The sequence below is a fragment of the Brevundimonas abyssalis TAR-001 genome (assembly GCF_000466985.1).
In the GTDB taxonomy this organism is placed as follows: Bacteria; Pseudomonadota; Alphaproteobacteria; order Caulobacterales; family Caulobacteraceae; genus Brevundimonas; species Brevundimonas abyssalis.
The window spans coordinates 1-26,267 of the sequence record NZ_BATC01000039.1 but is presented as its reverse complement, the minus strand read 5'-3'; the positions used below and the strand labels follow the sequence as shown (position 1 = coordinate 26,267).

Annotated in this window: 25 protein-coding genes and 2 pseudogenes; 1 reads left to right on the top strand and 26 read right to left on the bottom strand. The window is 67.1% G+C overall.

Annotated features, from left to right (window positions below):
- The 3 genes and pseudogenes from dnaE to MBEBAB_RS16225 form a co-directional block, all read right to left on the bottom strand.
- A pseudogene (dnaE, locus tag MBEBAB_RS10240) lies at window positions 1-3,282 on the bottom strand (DNA polymerase III subunit alpha); the annotation flags it as partial.
- Between the two features lie 178 nt (window positions 3,283-3,460).
- Window positions 3,461-4,252 (bottom strand): alpha/beta hydrolase, encoded by a 792-nt coding sequence (locus tag MBEBAB_RS16230; RefSeq protein WP_148291506.1) that lies wholly within the window; start codon window positions 4,250-4,252, stop codon window positions 3,461-3,463.
- 73 nt (window positions 4,253-4,325) lie between these two features.
- Complete coding sequence (locus MBEBAB_RS16225) at window positions 4,326-4,820, bottom strand: alpha/beta fold hydrolase (protein ID WP_021697904.1); 495 nt, start codon at window positions 4,818-4,820, stop codon at window positions 4,326-4,328.
- 187 nt (window positions 4,821-5,007) lie between these two features.
- Between MBEBAB_RS16225 and MBEBAB_RS16220 the strand changes: the two genes are divergently transcribed.
- The gene (locus MBEBAB_RS16220) at window positions 5,008-5,124 is read left to right on the top strand and encodes a hypothetical protein (protein ID WP_021697903.1); all 117 of its coding nucleotides are present in this window, start codon (window positions 5,008-5,010) and stop codon (window positions 5,122-5,124) included.
- A gap of 4 nt (window positions 5,125-5,128) precedes the next feature.
- Here MBEBAB_RS16220 and MBEBAB_RS10230 read toward each other — a convergent pair whose 3' ends face one another.
- From MBEBAB_RS10230 to MBEBAB_RS10120, 23 genes and pseudogenes are all read right to left on the bottom strand, one after another.
- Window positions 5,129-5,830 carry an ABC transporter ATP-binding protein gene (locus MBEBAB_RS10230; RefSeq protein WP_045319177.1) on the bottom strand — a complete coding sequence of 234 codons (702 nt, stop codon included), beginning with the start codon at window positions 5,828-5,830 and terminating at the stop codon, window positions 5,129-5,131.
- The gene (locus MBEBAB_RS10225; protein ID WP_021697901.1) at window positions 5,823-7,121 is read right to left on the bottom strand and encodes a lipoprotein-releasing ABC transporter permease subunit; all 1,299 of its coding nucleotides are present in this window, start codon (window positions 7,119-7,121) and stop codon (window positions 5,823-5,825) included. Before MBEBAB_RS10225 ends, MBEBAB_RS10230 begins: the two co-directional genes overlap by 8 nt.
- The gene (gene proS / locus MBEBAB_RS10220; protein ID WP_021697900.1) at window positions 7,118-8,434 is read right to left on the bottom strand and encodes a proline--tRNA ligase; all 1,317 of its coding nucleotides are present in this window, start codon (window positions 8,432-8,434) and stop codon (window positions 7,118-7,120) included. Before proS ends, MBEBAB_RS10225 begins: the two co-directional genes overlap by 4 nt.
- A gap of 91 nt (window positions 8,435-8,525) precedes the next feature.
- Entirely contained in the window at window positions 8,526-8,780 is a 255-nt protein-coding gene (locus tag MBEBAB_RS10215; protein ID WP_045319181.1) for a DUF1467 family protein, read from the bottom strand.
- Between the two features lie 2 nt (window positions 8,781-8,782).
- On the bottom strand, window positions 8,783-9,205 hold the full coding sequence (gene mce / locus MBEBAB_RS10210; protein WP_021697898.1) for a methylmalonyl-CoA epimerase: 423 nt from the start codon (window positions 9,203-9,205) through the stop codon (window positions 8,783-8,785).
- A gap of 38 nt (window positions 9,206-9,243) precedes the next feature.
- Complete coding sequence (locus tag MBEBAB_RS10205; protein WP_021697897.1) at window positions 9,244-9,762, bottom strand: hypothetical protein; 519 nt, start codon at window positions 9,760-9,762, stop codon at window positions 9,244-9,246.
- Between the two features lie 55 nt (window positions 9,763-9,817).
- Window positions 9,818-10,744, bottom strand: coding sequence for a hypothetical protein (locus tag MBEBAB_RS10200; protein WP_021697896.1), 927 nt, complete (start codon window positions 10,742-10,744; stop codon window positions 9,818-9,820).
- Between the two features lie 28 nt (window positions 10,745-10,772).
- Window positions 10,773-12,445 (bottom strand): annotated as a pseudogene (locus tag MBEBAB_RS10195) (ribonuclease J).
- A complete protein-coding gene (locus MBEBAB_RS10190; protein ID WP_045319176.1) occupies window positions 12,442-13,224 on the bottom strand; it encodes a type III pantothenate kinase in 783 nt (260 codons plus the stop codon). The pseudogene MBEBAB_RS10195 and the gene MBEBAB_RS10190 overlap by 4 nt, the downstream one beginning before the upstream one ends.
- Window positions 13,221-13,973 carry a biotin--[acetyl-CoA-carboxylase] ligase gene (locus MBEBAB_RS10185; RefSeq protein WP_021697893.1) on the bottom strand — a complete coding sequence of 251 codons (753 nt, stop codon included), beginning with the start codon at window positions 13,971-13,973 and terminating at the stop codon, window positions 13,221-13,223. Before MBEBAB_RS10185 ends, MBEBAB_RS10190 begins: the two co-directional genes overlap by 4 nt.
- On the bottom strand, window positions 13,974-15,419 hold the full coding sequence (gene nuoN, locus MBEBAB_RS10180) for an NADH-quinone oxidoreductase subunit NuoN (protein ID WP_021697892.1): 1,446 nt from the start codon (window positions 15,417-15,419) through the stop codon (window positions 13,974-13,976).
- Between the two features lie 7 nt (window positions 15,420-15,426).
- Complete coding sequence (locus MBEBAB_RS10175) at window positions 15,427-16,911, bottom strand: NADH-quinone oxidoreductase subunit M (protein WP_021697891.1); 1,485 nt, start codon at window positions 16,909-16,911, stop codon at window positions 15,427-15,429.
- A 4-nt stretch (window positions 16,912-16,915) separates the two neighbouring features.
- Window positions 16,916-19,036: an NADH-quinone oxidoreductase subunit L gene (nuoL, locus tag MBEBAB_RS10170; RefSeq protein ID WP_045319179.1), complete on the bottom strand. Its 2,121-nt coding sequence runs from the start codon at window positions 19,034-19,036 to the stop codon at window positions 16,916-16,918.
- 10 nt (window positions 19,037-19,046) lie between these two features.
- Entirely contained in the window at window positions 19,047-19,352 is a 306-nt protein-coding gene (gene nuoK, locus MBEBAB_RS10165; protein WP_021697889.1) for an NADH-quinone oxidoreductase subunit NuoK, read from the bottom strand.
- A complete protein-coding gene (locus MBEBAB_RS10160; RefSeq protein WP_021697888.1) occupies window positions 19,349-19,969 on the bottom strand; it encodes an NADH-quinone oxidoreductase subunit J in 621 nt (206 codons plus the stop codon). Before MBEBAB_RS10160 ends, nuoK begins: the two co-directional genes overlap by 4 nt.
- Before the next feature lie 124 nt (window positions 19,970-20,093).
- Window positions 20,094-20,585 (bottom strand): NADH-quinone oxidoreductase subunit NuoI, encoded by a 492-nt coding sequence (gene nuoI / locus MBEBAB_RS10155; RefSeq protein WP_021697887.1) that lies wholly within the window; start codon window positions 20,583-20,585, stop codon window positions 20,094-20,096.
- The gene (locus tag MBEBAB_RS10150) at window positions 20,585-20,797 is read right to left on the bottom strand and encodes a hypothetical protein (RefSeq protein ID WP_021697886.1); all 213 of its coding nucleotides are present in this window, start codon (window positions 20,795-20,797) and stop codon (window positions 20,585-20,587) included. Before MBEBAB_RS10150 ends, nuoI begins: the two co-directional genes overlap by 1 nt.
- Window positions 20,794-21,021 carry a hypothetical protein gene (locus tag MBEBAB_RS10145; RefSeq protein ID WP_021697885.1) on the bottom strand — a complete coding sequence of 76 codons (228 nt, stop codon included), beginning with the start codon at window positions 21,019-21,021 and terminating at the stop codon, window positions 20,794-20,796. Before MBEBAB_RS10145 ends, MBEBAB_RS10150 begins: the two co-directional genes overlap by 4 nt.
- Window positions 21,021-22,100 carry an NADH-quinone oxidoreductase subunit NuoH gene (nuoH, locus tag MBEBAB_RS10140; RefSeq protein WP_021697884.1) on the bottom strand — a complete coding sequence of 360 codons (1,080 nt, stop codon included), beginning with the start codon at window positions 22,098-22,100 and terminating at the stop codon, window positions 21,021-21,023. Before nuoH ends, MBEBAB_RS10145 begins: the two co-directional genes overlap by 1 nt.
- A 3-nt stretch (window positions 22,101-22,103) precedes the next feature.
- Window positions 22,104-24,149, bottom strand: a complete 2,046-nt coding sequence (gene nuoG, locus MBEBAB_RS10135) for an NADH-quinone oxidoreductase subunit NuoG (RefSeq protein ID WP_021697883.1) — start codon at window positions 24,147-24,149, stop codon at window positions 22,104-22,106.
- Window positions 24,149-24,643, bottom strand: a complete 495-nt coding sequence (locus MBEBAB_RS10130) for a hypothetical protein (RefSeq protein WP_021697882.1) — start codon at window positions 24,641-24,643, stop codon at window positions 24,149-24,151. The genes nuoG and MBEBAB_RS10130 overlap by 1 nt, the downstream gene beginning before the upstream one ends.
- A 3-nt stretch (window positions 24,644-24,646) precedes the next feature.
- Window positions 24,647-25,960, bottom strand: coding sequence for an NADH-quinone oxidoreductase subunit NuoF (gene nuoF, locus MBEBAB_RS10125; protein WP_021697881.1), 1,314 nt, complete (start codon window positions 25,958-25,960; stop codon window positions 24,647-24,649).
- 3 nt (window positions 25,961-25,963) lie between these two features.
- On the bottom strand, window positions 25,964-26,267 hold a 304-nt coding region (locus tag MBEBAB_RS10120), incomplete at its 5' end, for a hypothetical protein (protein WP_242397144.1).

Here is a 26,267-nt window from a genome sequence, read left to right as displayed (position 1 = left end):
GCAGGGCCTCCAGCTCGGCGGCGCGCGGCGACACATGGATGCGCAGGCCCACGACCGCCTGCTCCATGGCTGTATCGATGGGGCTGGCGGAATCGCCGAAGAAGCGCACCTCTCCGTCCGCCGCCTTGGCCCGCACCCGCACCAGCACCGCGGCGCCGGGCTCCAGCACCTCGCGGCAGGCGCGCAGCTGCTCGGGCGGGAACAGGCATTCGAACTCGCCGGTGGGGTCCGAGAAGGTGACGAAGGCGAATTTCTCCCCCGTCCGGGCGCTGGCCCGCTCCTGACGACGGCGCACCACGCCCGCCATGTTGAACGCCTCGTGCCCCGCCTCGGCCAGACCCAGGGCCTCGGCCACGAAAGTCACGCGCTTGCGGCGCTTCAGCACCTCGGCCATGTCCTCCAGCGGGTGACCGGACAGGTAGAAGCCGACGGCCGACAGTTCCTCGTCCAGCTTCTCCGGCCCAACCCAAGGCTCCACCGCCGCAAGTCGCGGCCGCGCGGCGCCGGCCTGATCCCCGCCGAACAGGCTGACCTGCGACGAGGCGCGCTCGGCGGCCACGCTCTGGCAATAGGCCATCAGCTTGTCGGCCTGCTCGAACAGCTGACGCCGGTTCGGATGGATGCTGTCAAAGGCGCCGGACCGGGCCAGGTTCTCCAGCGCGCGCTTGTTGACGCTGCGCGGATCGACCCGCTCGAGGAAGTCGAAGATGTCGGCGAACGGCCCGCCCTCCTCCCGCACGGCCTGCACGTGGCGCATGGCCTCCAGCCCCACGTTACGGATGGCGCCCAGCGCATAGAGCACCGCCCCCTTGCCCTCATCGTCAAAGGCCACGTCGAAATCGGCCGAGGAGGCGTTGATGTCCGGCGACCGGATCGGCACCTCGAAGCGCCGGGCGTCCTGATAGAACACCGCCAGCTTGTCGGTATTCGAGATATCCAGGCTCATGGAGGCGGCGAAGAACTCCACCGGATGGTTGGCCTTCAGCCAGCCGGTCTGGAACGAGATCATCGCGTAGGCGGCGGCGTGCGACTTGTTGAAGCCGTAACCGGCGAACTTGGCCACCAGATCGAAGATGCCGCCCGACTGCTCCTCCGGGACTCCCTTTTCCGACGCGCCCTTGGCGAAGCGCGCCCGCTGGAAGTCCATCTCCTCCTTTTTCTTCTTGCCCATGGCGCGGCGCAGCAGATCGGCCTCGCCCAGGCTGTAGCCGGCCAGGATCTGGGCGATCTTCATCACCTGCTCCTGGTAGATGATGACGCCGTAGGTCTCGGTCAGCACCTCGGTCAGGCTGGGGTGCAGATAGTCCACCTCGGCCCGCCCGAATTTGCGGTCGATATAGGTGTCGATCATCTCCATTGGGCCGGGTCGATACAGGGAGATCAGGGCCGTGATCTCCTCGATGGAGCCGCAGCGCATCTTGCGCAGGGTGTCGCGCATGCCTTGGGATTCCAGCTGGAACACCCCCACCGTCTGGCCCGAGGCCATCAGCTCATAGGTGCGCGCATCATCCAGCGGCAGGCGGCTCCAGTCCTGCGCCGCGCCCCGCCGCTCCAGATAGCCCCGCGCGCGGTCCAGCACCGTCAGGGTCTTCAGGCCGAGGAAGTCGAACTTCACGAGACCCGCCGGTTCCACCCATTTCATGTTGAACTGGGTGGCGGGAATGTCGGACCGCGGATCCTGATACAGCGGCACCAACTGGGTCAGCGGCCGGTCGGCGATCACCACCCCCGCCGCGTGGGTCGAGGCGTTGCGGTACAGCCCTTCCAGCTCCAGCGCCGTGTCCAGCAGGTGGCGCACCGACGCCTCGGCGGCCCGGGCCTCCTTCAGGCGCGGCTCGATCTCGATGGCCTGGGCCAGGGTTACCGGATTGGCGGGGTTGGCGGGCACCATCTTGGCCAGACGGTCCACCTGCCCCAGCGGCATCTGCAGCACCCGGCCCACGTCGCGCAGCACGGCCCGCGCCTGCAGGGTGCCGAAGGTGATGATCTGGGCCACCCGGTCGGCGCCGTAGTGCTGCTGGACGTAGGTGATGACCTCCTCTCGCCGCTCCTGACAGAAGTCGATGTCGAAATCGGGCATGGAGACCCGTTCGGGATTCAGGAACCGCTCGAACAGCAGGCCGAACCGGATGGGGTCAAGGTCGGTGATGGTCAGCGACCAGGCCACCAGCGACCCGGCGCCCGAGCCCCGGCCGGGCCCCACGGGGATGCCGTGGGCCTTGGCCCATTTGATGAAGTCCGACACGATCAGGAAGTAGCCGGGGAAGCCCATCTGCTGGATGATGGACACCTCCCACTCCAGCCGCGTCCAGTATTCCTCTTCGGGCGCCGCCAGCGTCAGGCCGTCCAGCCGGGCCTTCAGGCCCTCGCGAGCCTGGTGCGCCAGTTCGTCGGCCTCGTTGCGGCCCGCGCCGGTGTCGAACCGGGGCAGGATCGGCGCGCGGGTCTGCACCAGAAACGCACAGCGGCGGGCGATCTCTATGGTGTTGTCGCAAGCCTCCGGCAGGTCGGCGAACAGGGCCCGCATGTCGGCGGCGGGCTTGAACCAGTGCTGGCCCGTCACCCGGCGGCGGTCGTCCTGGCCGATAAAGGCCCCGTCGGCGATGCACATCAGGCGTCGTGGGACTTCGCCTGCCGCGCCTCGGCGTAATGGACGTCGTTGGTGGCCACCAGAGGCACGTCGCTGTCATAGGCCCAGCGCACCAGCCCGGGCTCGGCGGCCTTCTCGGCGTCCAGACCGTGCCGCTGCAGCTCCACATAGAACCGGTCGCCGAAGGCCGCCTTCATGGCGTCCAGCGCCGCCCGCGCCTCGGCGGTCTTGCCCCCCGCGAACAGACAGTCCACCGGCCCGTCCGGCCCGCCCGACAGCAGGATCAGCCCTTCAGCATGCTGCTCAACCAGCGACCACGGAACACCTGGCTCGGCCAGCGCCATGGAGCCCAGATAGGCCGCCGACGACAGCGCGCACAGGTTCAGCCAGCCAGTCTCGTTCTGGGCGATCAGGACGACCGTGGGCGTCTTCGCCCACCGCTGACTCATCCGCCCGCCGATCTCCAGAACGGGCAAGGCGCAGGCGATGATGGGCTGAACCCCGGCGTCCCGCGCCGCCTGGCTGAACTCCAGCGCCCCGAACAGGTTGGCCCGGTCCGCGACGCCCACGGCCGGCATGCCCTGGCCGGCCGCCAGCTGGCCCACCTTGCCCGCCTTGATCGCGCCTTCCAGCAGCGAATAGGCCGACTTGACCCGAAGATGGATGAACCCGTTACCGGCTTCGTGCGCCACGCCTTGCTCCGACACTCATGGGCCCGGGCGCGTCACGTCACCAGAAAAGCGACCTGCCAGACCACCCAGACGACCCCGGCGCACGATGCCAGAGACAGCGATTCCCGAACCAGACGTGTCATGCCTTATCCCCAGAAGTGATGTTCCGGGAATGTTCTATGTTCCGTCTTCGTTCACGTCAAGGGGCGGCGCACGTGGAAGGCGCCGTCTCTCCATGCATGAAGGCGCGCACCGCCCCCACGAAGCAATCCGGCGCAGCGAACAGAAGCAGGTGAGCGCCGCCCTCAACGGTCGCCACGCTCACGGGACCGGCTTCGCGCAGCAGCGCCACGTGCTCAAGCGCGCCTTCGTAGGCGGTGTTGGGGTCCATCGTTCCCTGAGCAACCAGAGTGCGCGGCAATGCTGCCGGTATCTGGCCGAAAGCGGAGTCGCGTTCGTAAGTGGGAAGGACGTCGCTCGCCAGAAACGCCGGGAGTGGACTGGTGAACAGGGCCGAGCTCGCTTCCGTCCGCACAACCTCTTGCGTGATGTCCGGACGCGCATTGTTTTCGGAGGCGCTGATGAGAATGACCAGTGGGGCCGATGAAGCGGACTGGGCGAACCCCGTAATGGCCGCAAACGCCGCCTGTCGGTCTTCGATCGCGCGTCGAAGGGGGCTGGCGTCATTGTTCGACAAGGCGGTGATGATGTCGGGAATGCGCGCCCGCAGATCCGGAAAGTTCAGCAGGCTGCCCATGAACTGTTTCAGATCGCCTCCGGGAACGACGTCCGCCCAAGGGGACGGGTCCGCCGCCAGAACGCTTTCGTAGGTCGCCGCTTCCATTGGAGACAGCAGGCTGCGCCCCACCTGATCCACCAGTTCGCTACGTCGGCTGAGATCCCAGCGTATGCTGCTCTCCGGCGGGACCAGTCCGTCCAGGATCAGCCCGTCCAGTTCAACCGGCGCAACGTGCATCATGCGCAGCGCCAATTGGGTGCCGTAAGAGACAGCGTAGACATGAACCTCCCCGTCCGCTCGATAGGTCGCGATCAGGTTGGATAGATCATGCGCAGCATTGGTGATGGTGAAGGCGTGCGCCCGCGCCTGATCCTGATAGATGGACCCGATAGGGGCCCCATTCCGAGCCTGCCAGAGCGATGCCTTCCTCGCTTTCCGGAGATTCCTGGTCAGGGCAGAGCTTCGACGAATAGCCAGTGCCCCGATGATCCGGCGCGATCAGATCCATGTCAGGAAAGGCCCGGCGCAGCGTATCGAGAAATGGATAGAACGAGGCTCCCGACTCGCCCGGCCCTCCGGCGACCAGCCAGACCTGGCCGCTGGACTGTCCGACCGCCGGGAACTTCCGCACGAACAGTTCAATGCTGTCGCCAGCGTCGCTTCCATGATCCAGAGGGGTCGTGACAACCGCGCACAGCGATCCTGCCAGTTCCGGCGCTTCGTCAGAGTCGGCGCAGGGCTGAAACTCTTCGGCTTGGGCGCCGAAGGCCACCGTGCACGCCAGCACGGCGCCAGCTGCGGTGACAAAAAGTCGTTTCATGAGAAGCCCCTCCGGATTCGTCGTGGGCCATGACTAGGCGATGGTCGCGCCTTTTGGGCGTTAAGAATCGGAAAGGTCGATGATGGCGGGGCATCGGATTTCACTGACGGCGCGGCCAGCCTGCTGTAGACTGACGCCAACGCCCTTCCCCGCCCTTCCGGCGGCCGCCGGCGCCGGAGCGCCCGTCATGGCCAAGGGTCAGAAACGCAGCACCAAGGAAATCCGCAAACCCAAGGCGGAGAAGACCAAGCCCCCGATCACCGTCGTCGCCTCGCCCTTCACCGTCCCCCCGGGTAAGAAGTAGCGCCTCAGTAGGCCTGACTCTGGGCCGGGCGCTCTTCCAGGTGGCCGTCGCGCAGGGCGAAGACCCGGTCCATGTGGCCCGCCAGCTCCATGTTGTGGGTGGCGATCAGGGCGGCGACGCCCGTGGTCTTGGCCAGTTCGCGCAGGGATTCGAACACCGCCTGGCTGGTGGCCGGGTCCAGGTTGCCCGTAGGCTCGTCGGCCAGCAGCAGGCGCGGCTGGTTGGCCAGCGCCCGGGCCACGGCGACCCGCTGCTGCTCGCCGCCTGACAGCTGGGCCGGCTGGTGCATCAGCCGCTCGCCGAGGCCCAGGGCGGTCAGCAGCTCTGACGCCCGCGCCCGCGCCACGCTGTGCGACACGCCGTTTATGCGCATGGGCAGGGCCACGTTGTCGCCCGCGTCGAACTCGGGCAGCAGGTGGTGGAACTGATAGACGAACCCCACCTTGGCCAGACGGATGCGCGTGCGCGCCCGCTCCGGCAGGGCGCCCACGTCCTGACCGTCGATCATCACCTGACCGTCGGTGGGCCGCTCCAGCAGGCCGGCGGCGTGCAGCAGCGACGACTTGCCCGAACCCGATGGACCGATCAGCCCGACCACCTCGCTCGGAAACACGTCCAGATCGACGCCTTTCAGCACCTGCAGCCCGCCCTGGGCGGTGTCATAGGTGCGCGTCACGCCCCGCAGGGACAGCACGGGGCTACTCATAGCGAAGGGCCTCCACCGGATCGATGCGCGAGGCGTTCCACGAGGGCGGCAGGCTGGCGAGGCAGGACATCAGAAGCGACCACACCGTGACCCAGAACACGTCGCCTGGATCGACCAGGGCCGGCACTCCGTCCAGCATGTAAACGTCCGCCGGGAACAGCTGCACCTGCAGGACCCACTCGAGGAAGCTCTGGATGGCGCCGATGTTCCAGCAGAACAGCAGCCCCAGAACGAGGCCCGCCAGCGTCCCCGCAACCCCTATGGTCGCCCCGGCCATGAAGAAGATGCGCAGGATCGACGACGGGCTGGCCCCGATGGTGCGCAGGATGGCGATGTCGCGCCCCTTGTTCTTCACCAGCATGACGATGCCCGAGATGATGTTCATGGCGGCGATGGCCACCACCAGGCCCAGGATGATGCCCATGGCCACGCGCTCGATCTTCAGCGCGCTCCAGAACGCCGCCATGGTGTTGCGCCAGTCGCTGACCAGCGCACCCTGCCCCGCCGCCTCGGACACCGGCTGGACATAGCGGGCCACCTGATCCGGGTCCTCGACCTTCAATTCGATGGCGTCCCACAGGCCTTCCTTGCCGAAGAACAGCTGCGCCTGCTCCAGCGGCATGAACACATAGGCCCGGTCATAGTCGGCGGCGCCCGACTGGAAGATGCCGCCGATCACATAGGTCTTGGACGTGCCCAGATCGCCGAACGCCGTGGCCCCGCCCTGGGGCGAGATCAGGGTCATCAGATCCCCGATGCGCAGGCCCATCTGATCCGCCAAGGCCTGCCCGATCAGGATGTTGTCGCCGCCGTAGTCGCCCTGACCGAACCGGGCGCGGGCTTCCTCGTCCAGGCTCTGATAGACGAAGCTCATGGAGTTCAGGTTCTCGGGCGCGATGCCCCGGACCACGCCGCCGGTCGTCCGACCATGGGCGGTGAACATGGCCGGGGACTCGGTCAGGGGCGTGACGCTAACCACCCCGGGCACCGCGCGGATGCGCGCCAGCGCCTCGTCCCGGTCCGGCGCCTGCAGCACCTGGCCATGCACGTACATGTGCCCGTTGAACGACAGCATCCGGTTCAGCAACTCGGTGCGGAAGCCGGACATGATGCTCATGACGCTGATCAGCACCGCCACGGCCAGCATGATGCCGATGAAGCTGATCACGGCGATCAGGGCGACCCCGCCCTCCTTGCGCTTGGCGCGCAGGTAGCGAAGGGCCAGGCCGATCTCCCAGGAACTGAACGCCCCGGCGGGCTTGGCGGGCTTCCCGGCGGTCGCGTCGGTCATGCGGTCAGCTTCTGAAGCGCCGCATCCAGCGGCAGGGTCTCGCGTTCGCCCGTGGCGCGGCGTTTCAGCTCCACCACGCCGTCGGCCACGCCCTTGGGCCCGATGATCAGCTGCCACGGCAGACCGATCAGGTCGGCGGTGGCGAACTTGCCGCCCGGCCGGTCGTCCCGGTCGTCGTACAGCACCGTCTTGCCCGCTGCCTTCAGCTTGGCCCAAGCGTCCTCGCAGGCGGCCGAGACCGCCTCGTCATTGGGGCGCAGGTTGATGATCCCCACGTCGAACGGGGCCACGGCCTCGGGCCAGATGATGCCGGCGTCGTCGTGGCTGGCCTCGATGATGGCCCCGATCAGGCGCGAGACGCCGACGCCGTAGCTGCCCATGTGCACGGGCACGTCCTTGCCGTCCGGCCCGGCCACGATAGCCTTCATGGGCTTGGAGTATTTGGTGCCGAAATAGAAGATGTGGCCCACCTCGATGCCGCGCGCGGTCAGGCGGTCGCCCTCGCCCACCTCGGCGTCGAAGCGGTCCGCCTCGTGCATCTCGTCGGTGGCGGCGTAGAGCGCCGTTCGTTGATCAACGATTGACTGGAGGTCGTTCCAGTCCACGTCCGGACCCGGCGCCGGCATGTCCACCAGACGGCGGTCGCAGAACACCTGGCTTTCGCCCGTGTCCGCCAGAATGATGAACTCGTGGCTCAGGTCACCGCCGATAGGGCCGGTGTCGGCCCGCATGGGGACCGCCTTCAGGCCCAGGCGCGAGAAGGTGTTGAGATAGGCCACGAACATGCGGTTGTAGGACTTGCGCGCGCCCACCTCGTCCACGTCGAAGGAATAGGCGTCCTTCATAAGGAACTCGCGGCCGCGCATCACCCCGAACCGGGGCCGCTGCTCGTCGCGGAACTTCCACTGAATGTTGAACAGGTTCAGCGGCAGGTCGCGATAGCTCTTCACGAACCCGCGGAAAATGTCGGTGACGACTTCCTCGGCCGTGGGGCCGTACAGCATGTCGCGCTTGTGCCGGTCGACGATGCGCAGCATCTCCGGGCCATAGGCGTCATAGCGGCCGGATTCGCGCCACAGGTCGGCCAGCTGGATGGTCGGCATCAGGATCTCGACGGCGCCCGCCCGCTCCTGCTCCTCGCGCACGATCTGTTCGATGCGCTTCAGCACCCGCAGGCCCAGCGGCAGCCAGGCGTAGATGCCCGCCGCTTCCTGACGGATCAGGCCCGCGCGCAGCATCAGCCGGTGCGAGACGATCTGCGCCTCGGACGGCGTCTCTTTCAGAGTGGGCAGGAAGTAGCGCGAAAGACGCATCGGGAATCCGTATGTAACTGAGCCTTACGCCTTTAGCCGGGGCGCCGGGGATTAGGCAATCAAAGTCGACTCGGTTCCCGAATTGCGGAAATCAACCTCCGCCAGGCAGGGACGGCAGCGGCAAGATTCCGGTGAAGATGATGACCAGGATCACGGCCCAGACGATGGCCGCCACCCAGGTGGTGGTGATGAACTTCTTCTTCAGGTTCGGATTGACCGGCGCGCCCCAGTCGCCGCCGTCGGTCTGGCGCTCGCGCGGCCCCTGATTCATGCCCAGCGGCAGGACGGCGAACAGCACGGTCCACCAGACCACGAAATAGATGGCGATGGCTGTGGTCGGTCCGATCATCAGTGGGGCTCCTTCGGTGTTTCCATAAGCTCCACCAGCACGCCGCCCATGTCTTTCGGATGCACAAAGACGATGGGCGTGCCGTGGGCGCCGATGCGCGGCTCGCCGGTGCCCAGAATGGTCGCCCCCTTGGCGCGCAGGGCGTTGCGGGCGGCGATGATGTCCTCGACCTCGTAGCAGACGTGATGCTGGCCCCCTTTGGGGTTCTTGGCCAGAAAGCCGTGGATCGGTGAGTCCTCGCCCAGCGGCTCGATCAGTTCGATCTGGCTGTTGGGCAGGTCAATGAAGCAGACCCGCACCCCCTGCGCCGGCAAGTCGAACGGCTCGCCCGCCCCCGTCGCGCCCAGCAGGTCCCGGTACAGGGCCACGGAGGCCTCGATGGAGGGTGTGGCCACCCCCACATGGTTCAAACGTCCGATCATGGCGTTGGCTTAGCCGGTTTGGAGCGCCGGGGCGAGGCTCAGCACGCAGGCTGCGACGACGCATCCTCGCCCGCATCGGCGCCTGTGAGGTCGCGCAGGTTCCAGTCGTTCTGGACGCTGCGGACATTGGTGATGCGCCACTCGCCGCTGTCGCGACGGCACAGGTCATAGGCCATGGACACCGGCCGCCCGGCCCGATTGAAGCGCGCCACGATGGCTGATCCGTCGGGGCCGGAGGCGGTCTCCTCCACCATCAGGTCCGTGATGGCGCCGTCCTGGGCGTCGAGACGGTAGTCGAAGCCGATCCCCTCCTCGCCCGACAGGCCGTCCACCAGCGGTTCGGCGAAGTACAGGCGCACATGGGGCGCGGCGGTGGGGATGGCGGGCTCCATGTACAGGGCCTGCACCAGACCTTCGGGCGTCATGGCGTCCGGTGCTGCCGCCGGCGTGGGCTCGGCGGCGGGCACAGCCTCGTTCGCCTCGATCCGTTCGGGCTGGTCACAGGCCGCGACGGCCAGAAACCCTGCAAGAACCGCGATGCGAACCCTGGCGCTCATGATGATCTCCCTGTCGAAGTCTGAGGCTGGGCGTAAAGCGCGAGCCTGTCCACCGTCAAACGCAGTCTGCGCCGAGGCCCGGCGCCCTAACCGCCAGCAGCGCGCCCGAGCGTTCCGCACGGGTCATGACGCCAGCGTCCTCCAGCAGACACCCGATCACGGTGTTGGAGTTGGGCGCCAGCACCCCATAGGTGACCTCAGCCTCCGCCAGTCGCTGGGCCGCGGTCTCCAGACGCGCCAGCGCGTCCGTCGCCACCTCATCCGAGATGCGGGTCATCAGATGGACGGCCTGCCCCGACGACGGGAAATCATAGGCCTCCACATCATAAGCCTGAAGCGTCGCGCGCAGGTGGTTCGGATGCTCCGCGTCCTCGTCCAGCTTGTTGTTGACGCTGGCGGAAAAGACCGTGGCCTCCCCCTGCTCCGGCACGACCAGGATATAGGCGTGGCGGGGGAAGAACATGAAGTGCGCCAGATGCCGGGTGACGTACACCATCGGCGCCCCGTCCGGCCCCATGGCGCGCAGGCCCACATAGACGCCGGACGGAAACACCCTGGCGTCCAGCCTGTCGTTCAGTGAGAGCATGCGCTGGGTCATGACGTGCTCCAGCACGAACTCTTCCCGCCGCGACTGATCCTCGAAATAGTCCCGGACTTCACCGACATCCGGCTCGGCGCCCAGCACGTCGCCGTACAGGGCGGTGAAAGCATGGTCCGGCGCCTGTTCCCCATCCAGGGGGCTGCGAGCCAGCGCCTCAACCTCCCACATCGCCTGACGGACCGGGCCGCCGGAACGGTCGATGGAGAACCACAGAGCCAGGTTCACCAGCGCGAACAGCAGAAACAGCCCGACCGCTGCCTGCACCGCGATGATCGTCCAGCGCCGCCAGCCGTGCAGCGGATGGCGAGCATGGCGGACGCGCTCCAGCGCACGCCGGGCGCGCTCACAGCCGCGGGCGGAAAGCTGGTGCATGTCCGGCATGGGCGCGCTCCGCTCGGGCCCGGCGAACCTACAGCCGCAGGACGATGGTTTCCACGATGGGTCGGCGGTCCCAGATCTGCTGGCTGGCCTTCTTCAGCGCGCGGGCCACGGCCTGCTCGACCACCAGCTCGTCCTGAAGCGCCTCGCCCTTCAGGCCGCGCACCACGTCCTCGACCCGTTCGGCGAGGCCGTCCAGGGCGTCGCCCAGCGGGGTGCCCTCGTCGCCCGGCAGGCCGATGCCGCGCACGTCGATGTCGCTGACGATGCGGCCGCCCTTGTCCAGCACGAAGCTGACCACCAGTACGCCGTTGCTCGACGCGTGGCGGCGTTCGCGGATCGCCTCGCCCGCCTCGGTCACCAGCATGCCGCCATCCACGTACAGGCGGCCCGAGGGAACCTCGTCGATGATCTGCGCCGGCCCGGGAGCCAGACGCACCAGATCGCCGTTGCGCGGCGTCACGGTCTCGGGGACCCCCATGTCCCTGGCCAGGTTGGCATGCTCCATCAGGTGGCGGCGCATGCCGTGGGTGGGCACCGCGATGCGCGGGCGCACCCAGTCGTACATCTGCTTCAGCTCATCACGGCACGGGTGGCCGGACACGTGGATGCGGGGTGATCCTTTTCGGTGTAGAGGCGCACGCCCCGGTCCGCGAGACGGTCCTGCAGATCGCCGATGGCCAGCTCGTTGCCGGGAATGACCCGCGACGAGAAGATGCAATGATCGCCCGACCCCAGCTTGACCACGGGGTGCGTGCCGTCGGCGACGCGCGACAGCGCCGCGCGCGCCTCGCCCTGGCTGCCGGTGCAGAGGTACAGAACCTCGTCCGGCGCCCAGACGCGGGCCTCCTCGTCCGTCAGGAAGGGCGGCAGGTCGCCCAGCAGGCCAACGTGCTTGGCCGCGGCGGTGATGCGATGCATGGACCGCCCGGCCAGAACCACGCGCCGTCCCGCCGCCTTGGCCGCCAGCGCCACGCTGTGAACCCGGGCCACATTGGACGCGAAACAGCCCACGGCCACGCGGCCGCGCAGGGGCTTGATCAGATCGACCAAGGCGCCGGCCACATCGCCTTCGGACCCGGCCACGCCGTCCACGAAGACATTGGTGGAATCCCCCACCATGGCCAGCACGCCCTCGTCGCCCAGTCGCGTCAGAGCCTTGGCGTCCGTGCGCGACCCGACCACGGGCGTGTCGTCAATCTTCCAGTCGCCGGTGTGCATCACCGTGCCCAGCGGCGTCTTGATGGCGATTCCGTTGGGCTCGGCGATGGAGTGCGTCATGGTGACGAACTCGCATTCGAACGGACCCAGGTTGACCGTGCCGCCCAGCGGCACCTCATGCAGCTTGGCCTCCTGCAGCAGGTTCTGTTCGCGCAGCTTGTCGCGGATCAGATAGGCCGTGAACGGCGTGGCGTAGAGCGGCGCCTGGATGCGCGGCCACAGCCAGCCCAGGGCGCCGATGTGGTCCTCGTGGGCGTGGGTCAGCAGGATGCCAAGGATCTTCTCGCCCTTCAGAGCCTCCGGATCGGGCACGATGATGTCGACGCCGGGCGTCGACAGGTCGCCGAACGTCACGCCCACATCGACGATGATCCACTTGCGGTCATGCGCCGGGCCGAAGCCGTAGGCGTTCAGGTTCATGCCGATCTCTCCGGAACCGCCGAGCGGCAGGAAGACCAGTTCGTCTTGATTTGATTTTTTCATGTCGTTTTCAGATGGGCGTTGCGACGCCAGATTTCCAGAAGGCCGCGGATAGTCAGATCCGCGTCGAAGTGATCGATGCTGTCGGTTGCGCCTTCGAACAGGCTGGCCACGCCGCCGGTTCCGATGACGGTCATGGGTTTCGCCCATTCGGCCTTCATCCGCGCCACCATGCCCTCGATCAGCGAGACATAGCCCCAGAACACGCCGGATTGCATGTTGGACACGGTGTCCTTGCCGATGACCCGGTCGGGCTTCTGGATGGCGATGCGCGGCAGCATGGCCGCCGCCTCGTGCAGGGCCTGCAGGCTCAGGTTGATGCCTGGCGCGATCACCCCGCCCTCGAAGGCGCCGTCGGCGGCGATGACGTCGAAGGTGGTCGCGGTGCCGGAGTCGATGACGATCAGGTCGCCGTCGTATTTCAGATGCGCCCCGATGGCGTTGACCAGCCGGTCAGCCCCCGCCTCGCTGGGCTTGGTGATCCGCACCGGAATGCCCAGGTCCACATTGTCCCCGATCACCAGGGGTTCGACGTTCAGGTAGCGCCGCGACAGGTTCTTCAGATTGAAGATCGACTGGGGCACCACGCTGGAGATGATGCAGCCGTTCAGCGCCGCCATCTTGATGTCCCACATGGACAGCAGCTGGCTCAGCCAGACGGCGTATTCGTCGGCCGTGCGGGTGGACTCCGTGGCCGTGCGCCACTGGGCGATCCAGTCGGTCCCGTCGTGCACCGCGAACAGGGTGTTGGTGTTGCCTTGCTCAATGGCCAGAAGCATCAGGCCGCCTCCCCGAAGAACACGTCGCCCGCCGAAATGCGCCGCAGTTCGCCCGAGGGCAAGCGCAGGCGCAGCGCGCCGTCCGGCTCGACGCCCTCGGCACGGCCGCTGACCGTCTCATGGCCCAGCCGCGCCGTGCAGGGGCCGTCCAGCCCCGGCGTCCGCGCGATCCAGCCGTCCAGAATCGGCTGGAAACCCAGCACTCTCCAGCGTTCCATCCACACCGCGAACGCCTCCGCCAGCTCCTCGGCCGCCCGCTCGATGGACGGCGGCGCGGCCACGTCCCCGCGCAGGTGGTCCGCAAGCGCCGTGGCGGGCCGCTCGGTGTCGTCCGGCGCGTGGGCCAGATTGACCCCGATTCCGACCGCCAGCCACAGGCCGCCGCTGTCGTGGGCGCCGGACTCCAGAAGGATGCCGCTGGCCTTCTTGCCGTCCAGCATCACGTCATTGGGCCATTTGATGCTGACCAGCGCCGGCGGCGCGTACCCGTCCAGCAGGTCCGCCGCTGCGAGCGCCGCCACGAAGGTCAGTTGCGCCGCCTCTGCCGGTGGGCGGTGCACCACGGTCAGCAGGGTCGCGGCCAGATTGCCGGTCTCGCTGGACCAGGTCCGGCCCCGCCGGCCCCGTCCCGCCGACTGGCGTCGGGCCACGATCCACAGCGGCCCGGTCTCGCCGCGCTCGGCCATGCGGCGGGCCTCGGCGTTGGTGGAGTCCGTGTCCTCGAGGATCAGGCGCGGGGCGGCCTCGGCCAATCAGCCCGCCCCGAAGCTGGTCGCGGCGTTGCGGGCCAGCGGCTCCAGCCAGGTCAGGGCGATCAGCACCAACGGGAACGAGAAGGCCGCGGCGGCCCAGCCGATCCACTGGGCGTCACGCGGCGACGGATCCACCGCCCCCTCGCCTTCCGGCGGTGCGTCGAACCACATCACCTTGATGATGCGTAGATAGTAGAAGGCCGCCACGACCGAGGCCACCAGACCCAGCGCCGCCACAATCCAGTAGCCGGCCTGCAGCGCCGCGCCGAACACATAGAACTTGCCCCAGAACCCGGCGAAGGGCGGCATGCCCAGCACCGACAGGGACAGCACCGTGATGGCGATGGTGGTGACCGGCTTGTCCTTGCGCAGACCCGCCAGGTCGGCGATGCGCCGGATCGGCCGACCGCCGCGCGACAGGGCCATCAGCAGGGCGAAGAAGCCCAGGGTGTCGACCATGTAGAAGGTCATGAACAGCAGCAGGGCCTGCAGGCCCGCCTGCGTGCCCGCCGTGATGGCCAGCAGCGCATAGCCGATGTTGGCGATGGACGAATAGGCCAGCAGCCGCGGGATGTCCCGCTGGGCCAGGCCGCCGAAGGCGCCCACCGCGAACGAGATCAGCGAGATGATCACCAGCACCTGGGCCCACTGGTCGTGAGCGCCGCCGAAGCCCTCGGACAGGGCGCGGGCGAACAGCACCATGGCCGCAAACTTGGGCGCCGTGGCGAAGAAGGCCACGACCGGGGTCGGCGCGCCCTCATAGACGTCGGGCGTCCACATGTGGAACGGCGCGGCCGAGACCTTGAAGGCCAGGCCGCAGATCAGGAACACCAGACCGAAGATCAGGCCGGTCTCGGCGCCGCCCGCAGCCACCGCCGCGATCTCGTCGAAGCGCATGGAGCCGGTGAAGCCGTAGATCAGGCTGGAGCCGTACAGCAGCAGGCCCGACGACAGGGCGCCCAGCACGAAATACTTCAGGCCCGCTTCCGACGCCCGGCCGTCGTCCCGGTGGAAGGCGGCCAGCACGTACAGCGCCAGCGACTGCAGCTCCACGCCCACATACAGGGACATCAGGTCGCCGGCCGAAGCCATCATGCCCATGCCCACGGCGGCCAGCACGATCAGCACGGGATACTCGAACCGGGCAATTCCGTTACGGCGCGTCCAGCCGTCGCCGAGCACCACGGCCAGGGCGCTGGCCAGATAGATGGCCACCTTGGCGTAGACCGACATGGGATCCGAGACGAAGGCGCCGTTGAACACCATGCCCAGCGGCGCATTGGCGGCGACGCCGGCGGCGCCGATCAGCAGGGCGACGGCCAGCAGACTGACCACGCGGCCCAGCTTCTCGCCGCCATAGGCGCCGAGCATCAGCAGGATCATCGACCCGATGGCCAGAAGGGCCTCGGGAGCAGCGATTTGAAGGGCGAGATTGATGTCGAACATGGTCGTCTTATCCGCCGATCGCGGTCTGATAGGCGGCCGTCACCGCGCTGACCGAAGCCTGGGTGATGTCCAGCACGGCGGCGGGATAGACCCCCAGCCAGATCGTACCGATGATGAGGGGCACAAAGATCAGCAGCTCGCGCCGGTCGATGTCGGTGATGGCCTTCAGCGCAGGATTGGTGATCTCGCCGAACATGACGTTGCGGTACAGCGTCAGCGCATAGACGGCCGACAGGATCACGCCCGAGGCCGCGAAGAACACCGCCCAGGTGGAGACCTGATAGGCGCCGACCATGGTCAGCACCTCGCCGATGAAGCCCGAGGTGCCCGGCAGGCCCACATTGGCCATGGTGAACATCAGGAAGATGGCCGCGAACCACGGCATGCGCGATGTCAGCCCGCCGTAGAAGGCGATCTCTCGGGTGTGCATGCGGTCATAGACCACCCCCACGCACAGGAAGAGCGCCGACGAGATCAGCCCGTGGCTGATCATCTGGAACACCGCGCCCTGCACGCCCTGATCGTTGCCGGCGAAGATGCCCATGGTCACGAAGCCCATGTGGGCCACCGACGAATAGGCGATCAGCTTCTTGATGTCGGTCTGACGGAAGGCGACCAGCGAGGTGTAGATGATGGCGATCACCGACAGCACCATCACCAGCGGGGTGAAGTACTCGGACGCGTCCGGGAACATGGGCAGGTTGAAGCGGATGAAGCCGTAGCCGCCCAGCTTCAGCAGGATGCCCGCCAGGATCACCGACCCCGCCGTCGGCGCCTGCACGTGGGCGTCGGGCAGCCAGGTGTGCACCGGCCACATGGGCATCTTCACCGCGAACGAGGCGAAGAAGGCGAGCCACAGGAAGGTCTGCACCCCGACCGGCCAGTCATAGGCCGTCAGCTCGGGAATGCTGGAGGTGCCCGCCGTCGCCGCCATGTACAGCATGGCGGCCAGCATCAGCACCGACCCCAGCAGGGTGTAGAGGAACAGCTTGTAGGCCGCATAGATGCGGTTCGCCCCGCCCCACACCCCGATGATGATGAACATCGGCACCAGGGTGCCTTCAAAGAAGATGTAGAACAGGAACAGGTCCAGCGCCGTGAACACGCCGATCAGCAGCGTCTCCAGGATCAGGAAGGCGATCATGTACTCCGCCACCCGCTCCTTGATGGAGGACCAGCTGGCGATGATGCAGATGGGCAGCAGGAACGCGCTCAGCAGCACGAACAGGATCGAGATCCCGTCCACGCCCAGGTGATAGCTGGCCCCGGCGAACCAGGGGACCATCTCCACGAACTGATAGGCGGGGTTCGACGGATCGAACCCGGCCACCAGCACGACCGAGACGGCCAGCACGACCAGGCTGGCGATCAGGGCGATCCAGCGGGCCGGACCGGCGGCGGCCTCTTCGGACTTCGCCATGACGCGCGCCATCAGCACGGCCAGGGCGCCGACCAGCGGCAGGAAGGTTACGATGCTCAGGATGTAGGGCACGGTATCAGGCTCCCCACGTCGCGATGGCGAAGGCGAGAAGACCCGCCACACCCAGCAGCATCACGAACGCATAGTGATAGACATAGCCGGACTGGACCTTGGCCAGCCGCGCGGCCGATTTCAGCGAGGCCCAGGCGGCGCCGTTGGGGCCGAGACCGTCGATGATCTTCACGTCGCCGACCTTCCAGAAGAAATCCCCGATGGCCCGGGCGCTCTTGACGAAGATCACGTCGTACAGCTCGTCGAAGAACCACTTGTTGTAGAAGAAGGTGTGCAAGATGTTGCCCCGCTCGGCCATGCGCCGGGCCATGCCTTCCTTGAGCACATAGATCCAGAACGCCACAAAGGTGCCCAGCAGGGTCAGCACCACGGGGGCCCACAGCACCCAGCGCGGCACATAGTGGCTGTCGTGCAGGACGTGGTTGGCCTCGGCGGTGAAGATCGCCCCGCGCCAGAACTCGGCCTCGTGGTGGCCCACGAAGTAGTTGTAGAAGACAAAGCCCGCCGCCACCGCACCGATGGACAGCACGATCAGCGGGATCAGCATGGTCCACGGGCTTTCGTGCGGCTTCAGCGGTCCGTGATGGCCATGGTCGTCGTGATGGTCGTCGTGATGGGCGTCATGGTGCGCACCCGTGTGCGCGGCCACGGCGTCGTCCATCAGCGGCTCGGTGTGGGTTTCCTTCTGGGCGTCAGAGGCGTGGTCGTCATGATGATGCTCGACCGGCGCGTGCGCGTCCTTCCACACCGGCTTGTTGTGGAAGGTCATGAAGATCAGACGCCAGGAATAATAGGCCGTCAGCCCGGCCGCGAACAGGCCGATGAAGAACACGAACAGGCCCGCGGGGCTGTAGTCCGCCGAGGCGAAGGCGCTCTCCAGGATCGAGTCCTTGGAATAGAAGCCGGCGAAGCCCCACTTCAGCTCGGGAATGCCCAGGCCGGTGATGGCGATGGTGCCGATCATCATCGCGCCGTAGGTGATGGGCAGCAACTTGGCCAGCCCGCCCATGTTCCGCATGTCCTGCTCGTGGTGCATGCCGTGGATCACCGAGCCGGCGCCCAGGAACAGCAGCGCCTTGAAGAAGGCGTGGGTGAACAGGTGGAACATGGCTGCCTGATAGGCGCCGACGCCCGCCGCGAAGAACATGTAGCCCAGCTGCGAACAGGTCGAATAGGCGATGACCCGCTTGATGTCGTTCTGGGCCAGGCCGACGGTGGCGGCGAACAGGGCCGTGATGCCGCCGATGATGGCGACGATCAGCGAGGCCGTCGGCGCATACTCATAGATCGGCGACAGCAGGCAGACCATGTAGACGCCCGCCGTCACCATGGTGGCCGCGTGGATCAGGGCCGACACGGGCGTCGGGCCTTCCATGGCGTCAGGCAGCCAGGTGTGCAGGAAGAACTGGGCCGACTTGCCCATGGCGCCGATGAACAGCAGGAACGCCGCCAGGTCCAGCGCCGACCAGCGCTGGCCGATGAAGTCCCAGCCCGCGCCCGACTGGGCCGCGATCAGCGGGAACAGCTCGGCGAACTTGATGGTGCCGAACATCCAGAACACGGTGATGATGCCCAGCACGAAGCCGAAATCGCCCACCCGGTTGACCACGAAGGCCTTGATGGCTGCGGCGCTGGCCGTGGGCTTCTTGTACCAGAAGCCGATCAGCAGATAGGACGCCAGTCCCACCCCTTCCCAGCCGAAGAACAGCTGCATGAAGTCGGCCGCCGTCACCAGCGCCAGCATCATGAAGGTGAACAGGGACAGATAGGCGAAGAAGCGCGGCCGACTGTCGTCCTCGGCCATGTAGCCCCAGGAATACAGGTGCACCAGCGACGACACGGTCGTCACCACGATCAGCATCACCGCCGACAGGGCGTCCACCCGCACCGACCATGTGGACTGGAAATCGCCCACGTTGATGAAGGGGAACAGCTCGACCGTGAAGGCCTCCATGTGCCCCCAGGTGTGCTGGCCGAACACGGTCCAGGCGATGGCGCACGACAGGAACAGCAGGCCGGTGGTCACCGCCTGCGAGGCGACGTTGCCGATCCGGCGGCCGAAGAAGCCGGCGATCATGGCGCCCAGCAGCGGGGCGAAGACGCCGATTGTGACGAGAGTCTCGATGGTCACGCGGTCAGCCCTTCATCATGGACGCGTCATCCACGGCGATGTTGCCGCGGTTGCGGAAGAAGGTCACCAGAATGGCCAGGCCGATGGCCGCCTCAGCGGCGGCGACGGTCAGGATGAACATGGCCATGATCTGCCCTGAGATATCGTTGAGATAGGCCGAGAAGGCGACGAAATTGATGTTCACCGACAGCAGGATCAGCTCGATCGACATCAGGATGATGATGATGTTCTTGCGGTTCACGAAGATGCCGAACACCCCGATGGTGAACAGGATCGCGGCGACCGCCAGATAGTGCGGCAGACCGATCATTTCAGATCCTCCAGGGTGACGCCCTTGCCGCTCTCGGCCTGGACATTGGCATAGGCGTCGGACTGGCGACGGTTCACCTGGCGGCCGATGTCCTGGCGCTTGATGTTGGGCTTGTAGCGCAGGGTCAGGACGATGGCGCCGATCATGGCCACCAGCAGCACCAGACCCGCCGCCTGGAAGATGTAGACGTACTCGGTGTAGAGCACCCGCCCGATGGCCTCCACGTTGGACACGTCCGTGGCCGGGATCAGCTCGGCGCCGCGCGCCGCCCCGCCCTGGGCCGCCGCCACCGCCACCACGATCATCTCGGCCAGCAGGATCAGGCCCACGATGGCGGCCAGCGGGAAGTATTTCGCATAGCCCTCGCGCAGCTGCACGAAGTCCACGTCCAGCATCATGACCACGAACAGGAACAGCACCGCCACGGCGCCCACGTAGACCACCACCAGCAGCATGGCGAGGAACTCGGCGCCCAGCATGACGAACAGCCCGGCGGCCGAGAAGAAGGTGGTGATCAGCCACAGCACCGAGTGCACCGGGTTTTTGGCCGTCACGACCAGCAACGCGGACACCACGCTCACCGTGGCCAGCAGATAGAAGGCGATCGCCTGTATCATCGGCGGGACCAAGCCCCTCTCAAAAACCGTGCGGAGTCCGGGACGCCCCGAAGCCCTTGTGAAATCCCCTGCCCGCCCCCGACGGCGACGCGGCAGACCCTGATGCGTGGAATCGGCGCCCCTCTTATCGGTAGGGGGCGTCCAGTTCCAGATTCTTCGCGATCACCCGCTCCCAACGATCCCCGTTGGCCAGCAGGCGGTCCTTGTCGAAATACAGCTCTTCGCGCGTCTCGGTGGCGTATTCGCTGTTCGGCCCCTCGACGATGGCGTCCACCGGGCAGGCCTCCTGGCACAGGCCGCAGTAGATGCACTTCACCATGTCGATGTCGTAGCGGGTCGTGCGGCGGCTGCCGTCCGAGCGCGGCTCGGACTCGATGGTGATGGCCTGGGCCGGGCAGATGGCCTCGCACAGCTTGCATGCGATGCAGCGCTCCTCGCCGTTGGGATAGCGGCGCAGGGCGTGCTCGCCCCGGAAGCGCGGCGATTGCGGCCCGCGCTCGAACGGATAGTTCACCGTCGCCTTGGGCTTCATCATGTATTTGAGCGACAGGCCGACCGCGCCGATCACGTCGATCAGCAGCGCGCCTTTCATGGCCTGTCCGATACGGTTCAACATCAGTCGATCTCTCTCAGGTCGGCGCACTCACGGGTGAAGCGCTCGCTGTCTCGGTTCATGGCGCGGCAACGCTCCACGCGCTGGGCGTGGGCGCGCTCGATGCCCTCCTGGCGGCGCTCCCACTGATAGACGGACGTGGGCTCCGCCTCATAGGGCGCGCAGGACGCCAGCAGGCCCGCCGCGATCAGTCCGGTCACGAGACGGGCGGTCATTTGGGAACCCCTTCGCGGCAGCGGCGGTCGTCCCGGCGCACGCCGGTCTCGCCCATCTGGCAGCGGCGCAGGCGTTCGGCGGCGGCGTCCTCGCGCGCCTCCTGGCGCTCGAGGGCCACCTCGGCGGGAACGGGCGCGGGCGTCGGCATGGGCCCGAACACCACGGGCCCGCAGCCGGTCAGCAGCACCGCGCAGATCACAGTGACGGGCAGGCCGATACGCATCAGATCGCGCCCCCGAACACCCGCCACGCCGCCACCAGCACCACGGCCACCAGCGAATAGGGCAGGAACACCTTCCAGCCCAGGCGCATCAGCTGGTCATAGCGATAGCGGGGCACGAAGGCCTTCACCATGGCGATCATGGCGAACCAGAACACCGTCTTGAAGAGGAAGACGCCCAGATAGAACAGGTTGGCCAGGAACTGGGGCGCGCCGTCCAGGAAGGGCGTCGGGAAGCCCGGGTTCCACCCGCCGAAGAACAGCAGGGTGATCATGGCGCACATCAGCACGATGTTGGCGTACTCGCCGATCATGAACAGCAGGTACGGCGTGGACGAGTATTCCACCTGATACCCGGCCACCAGCTCGGACTCCGCCTCGGGCAGGTCGAACGGCGGGCGGTTCGTCTCGGCCAGCGCCGAGACAAAGAACACGATCGACATGGGGAACATGATGATCAGCAGCGGCAGATTGCCGAGGCCGCCGCCGAAGGCGTGCCAGTTCCAGATCCAGCCCGCCTGATTGTCCACGATGGTGGTCAGGTTCATGCTGCCGGCCAGCAGGATCACCGTGACGATGATCAGGCCCAGCGACACCTCGTAGCTGACCATCTGGGCCGCCGACCGCAGCGAGCCCAGGAACGGGTATTTCGAATTGGAGGCCCAGCCGCCCATGATGATGCCGTAGACGCCCAGCGACGACACGGCGAACAGGTACAGCACGCCCACGTTCAGATCCGACACCACCCATCCGGGGGCGAACGGGATCACGGCCCAGGCGATGAAGGCCAGCACGAAGGTCAGCAGCGGCGCCAGCAGGAACACGATCTTGTCCGCACCCGCCGGGACCACGATCTCCTTCAGCACGAATTTGAAGAAGTCGGCGAAGGACTGCAGCAGGCCGAACGGCCCCACCACATTGGGCCCCTTGCGCATCTGCACGCCCGCCCAGATCTTGCGGTCGGCCAGCAGCAGGAACGCCAGCGAGATCAGGATCCCGACGGTGACCAGCAGGATTCCGCCCGCGGTCATCAGGGTCCAGCCCACCGGCGTGCTCCAGAACGATGTCGTGGTCGCTTCCATCACTTACTCCGCGGCCATCAGCTGGGGCGCCGAACGCTGGGCCGACAGTTCGGCCATGGTCTCGGACGCGCGCGCGATCGGGTTGGTCAGATACGGGTCCTTCAGGGCCGGGGCGAACACCACGTCGCCCAGATCGCCCTTGGCGCCCAGCTTGTCGACGCCGAACACCCGCGCCGGGGCCAGATAGTCCACCCGGCCGAAGGTCGGATGATCCGCCATCAGTTTGGCCCGCAGCTGGTTCAGGCTGTCGTACGGCAGGGTCTGGCCCACGCGCTCGGACAGGGCCCGCAGGATGGCCCAGTCTTCCTTGGCCTCGCCCTTGGGGAACACGACCCGCTCGGTCATCTGCACCCGGCCCTCGGTGTTCACATACAGGCCCGACTTCTCGGTGTATGCCGCGCCCGGCAGGATCACGTCGGCCCCGTGGGCGCCGGCGTCCCCGTGGCTGCCCAGATAGATCTTGAAGGCCTTCGACTTCGACGCATCGATCTCGTCGGCGCCCAGAAGGAACAGCACGTCCAGCGCGCCCTTCTGAACCATCTCGACCGCCGACAGACCCCCCTGCCCCGGCACAAAGCCCATATCCAGACCGCCGACCCGCGCCGCCGCATTGTGCAGCACGTTGAAGCCGTTCCAGCCGTCCGCCACCACGCCGACCTTGGCCGCCAGCTTGCCCAGCGCGCCCAGAACCGCCGGACCGGTCTCGCCGGTCAGGGCGGCGGAGCCCACGATGATCGCCGGACGCTCGGCCCGGGTCAGAACGTCCATGGCCGCCTTGGGCAGCTTGCCGACCGTCTTCGTTCCGGCGCCCAGATATTGATAACCGTAGGTCAGCTCGGCCTGCTCGCCGATCACCATCACCTCGGTGCGGCCCGCCAGCCAGCCCTTGCGGATGCGGGCGTTCAGCAGCGGCGCCTCGACGCGCGGATTGACGCCCACCATCAGGATGGCGTCGGCGTTCTCGATGCCCGCCAGACCGCTGTTGAACAGCCAGCCCTCGCGCTCGCCGCCGCCGATCGCCGCGCCGTCCTGGCGGCAATCGGTGTTGGCCGATCCCAGCGCCCGGAACAGGTCCAGCGTCGCCTTCATGGACTCCGCGTCCTGCAGGTCCCCGGCGATGGCGCCGATCTTCTCGGGCTTGGTCGCCTTCAGCTTGCCGGCCACGACGCCCAGCGCCTCGTCCCAGGTGGCGGGGCGCAGCTTGCCGCCCTCACGCACCCACGGGCGATCCAGACGGCGCTTCGTCAGCCCGTCCACCACATAGCGGCTGCGGTCCGACAGCCATTCCTCGTTAATGCCCTCGTGCACCCGCGGCAGCACGCGCATGACCTCGGCGCCGCGGCTGTCGGCGCGGATGTTGGAGCCCAAGGCGTCCATCACGTCGATGGTCTCGGTCTTCTTCAGCTCCCACGGGCGGTAATGGAACTGCCACGGACGGTGCGTCAGGGCGCCCACCGGGCAAAGGTCGTTGACGTTGCCCGACAGCTCGGAGTCCACCGACTTTTCCAGATAGGTGGTGATCTCGGCGCTCTCGCCGCGCGAGATCATGCCGATGTCCGGCACGCCCGCCACCTCGGTGATGAACCGCACACAGCGCGTGCACTGGATGCAGCGCGTCATGAAGGTCTTGATGGTCGGACCCATGTGCTTTTCTTCGACCGCGCGCTTGTTCTCGGCATAGCGCGAGGCGTCCCGGCCGAAATACATCGACTGGTCCTGAAGGTCGCATTCCCCGCCCTGATCGCAGATCGGGCAATCCAGCGGGTGATTGATCAGCAGGAACTCCATCACCCCCTTGCGGGCCTTCTCGACCATGGGGGTGTTGGTGAAGATTTCTTGCCCGTCGGCGGCCGGCAGGGCGCACGAGGCCTGCGGCTTGGGCGGCCCCGGCTTCACCTCGACCAGGCACATGCGGCAGTTGCCGGCGATGGACAGCCGCTCGTGATAGCAGAAGCGCGGAATCTCCTGCCCCGCCTTCTCGGCGACCTGGAGCACGGTCATGCCGGGCTCGAACTCGATCTCAACGCCGTTGACCTTGGCGACGGGCATCAGCGGGCCTCTTCTTCAGTGTTCACAGACACTTGCGTCTGAGAACTCGTCCCATCCGGGAGGGTCTGGATAATCGTGATCTGGTCGTTGTCGCGCACATAGCGGACGATCGGATCGGCAAGTCCGGTGCGCCACACCTGGGCCTCGGGGTCCGGCAGGCCGGTCAGGCGCCACACCACCACATCGCCCTCGACCCGGCACTGGGCCTGGGCGCGGCCCCCGTCCACCGGCGCGCGCCAGGACAGGTTCACCGCCTCGCCTTCGTCCAGCGTCGCGACGCCGTCCACATCGATCAGGGCCACCGGCAGCTCGTTCACCGTGGCGATGGCCGCGCGGCAGACGTCGCGCAAGCCGGCCTGATCCAGCGCCTCGGGCGAGGCCTGGGTCACCACTGCGGGCTCGGCCGCCGTCTCCGGCGCCGACGCGGGCTCCTCCGCTTGTGAACAGGCGGCCAGCACGGCCGTCAGGGCGATGAGGGAAAAGGCGTTGCGCATCCCCTACTCCGCCGCGATCGCGTGGCCGGCGAAGGCGCCGCGCGCGTTGCGATAGCTGGTGATGCGGTCCTCGATCTCGTGGCGGAAGTGCCGGATCAGGCCCTGCACCGGCCACGCCGCGGCGTCGCCCAGGGCGCAGATGGTGTGCCCTTCCACCTGACCGGCCACGTCCAGCAGCAGGTCGATTTCCGACGGATCCGCGTCACCCACGGCCATGCGCTCCAGCACCCGCCACATCCAGCCGGTGCCCTCGCGGCACGGGGTGCACTGGCCGCAGCTCTCATGCTTGTAGAAATAGCTGATGCGGGCGATGGCGCGGACCAGGTCGGTCGACTGGTCCATCACGATCACCGCCGCCGTGCCCAGGCCCGACTTCATGTCGCGCAGACTGTCGAAATCCATCAGCGCGGCTTCGGACATTTCGCGGGTGATCAACGGAACCGACGATCCGCCGGGGATGATGGCCTTCAGATTGTCCCAGCCGCCCCGCACGCCGCCGCAGTGATCCTCGATCAGCTGGCGCAGCGGAATGGACATGGCCTCTTCCACATTGCACGGGCGGTTCACGTGGCCCGAGATCGACATGATCTTGGTGCCGGTGTTGTTCGGACGGCCGAAGCCCGCGAACCATTCCGCCCCGCGCCGCAGGATCGTGCCCACGACCGCGATGGACTCCACATTGTTCACCGTGGTGGGGCAGCCATACAGCCCCGCCCCCGCCGGGAACGGCGGCTTCAGCCGCGGCTGGCCCTTCTTGCCCTCCAGCGACTCGAGCAGGGCCGTCTCCTCGCCGCAGATATAGGCCCCGGCGCCGTGGTGGATGTAGACGTCGAAGTCCCAGCCATGGACGTTGTTCTTGCCGATCAGCTTGGCCTCATAGGCCTGCTTGACCGCCGCCTCCATGCGCTCGCGCTCCAGCACATATTCGCCGCGCAGATAGATGTAGCAGGCGTGCGCCTGCATGGCGAAGCTGGCGATCAGGCACCCTTCGATCAGCAGGTGCGGATCGTGGCGCATGATCTCCCGGTCCTTGCAGGTGCCCGGTTCGGATTCGTCGGCGTTGACCACCAGATAGTGCGGCCGGTCCTTCACCTCCTTGGGCATGAAGGACCACTTCAGCCCGGTCGGGAAACCGGCGCCGCCCCGGCCGCGCAGGCCCGAGTTCTTGACGTTGGTGATGACCCAGTCGCGGCCCAGCGCCAGCATGTCCGCCGTCGCGTTCCACGCCCCGCGTTTCTTCGCCCCCTCCAGCGTCCAGTCATGGAAGCCGTACAGGTTGGTGAAGATGCGGTCCTTGTCTTCGAGAATGCCGACCATGTCTTACAGTCCTCGCGCCATGCGGCGCTTGTGGTGGCGCGTCCGAAGGAACGTCGCAGTCAGAAACAGAACCCAGCCGATGGCCAGGGCGCCGTAGCCCCAGACCTGGGCGCTCTCGGTCAGACCCGCCCAGCCGCGCGTGGAGCCCCACAGCACGAAGGCGCCGATGACGATGAACACCAGCCCGGCCCAGCGGTACGGCCGCGCCACACCGTTCAGCTCGTCGCGGTAGGCCTTGCGGCCCTCGGCGTTGTCCAGGTCGACCTTGTCCATCACAAACACCCGCTCATCCCCGCGAACGCGGGGA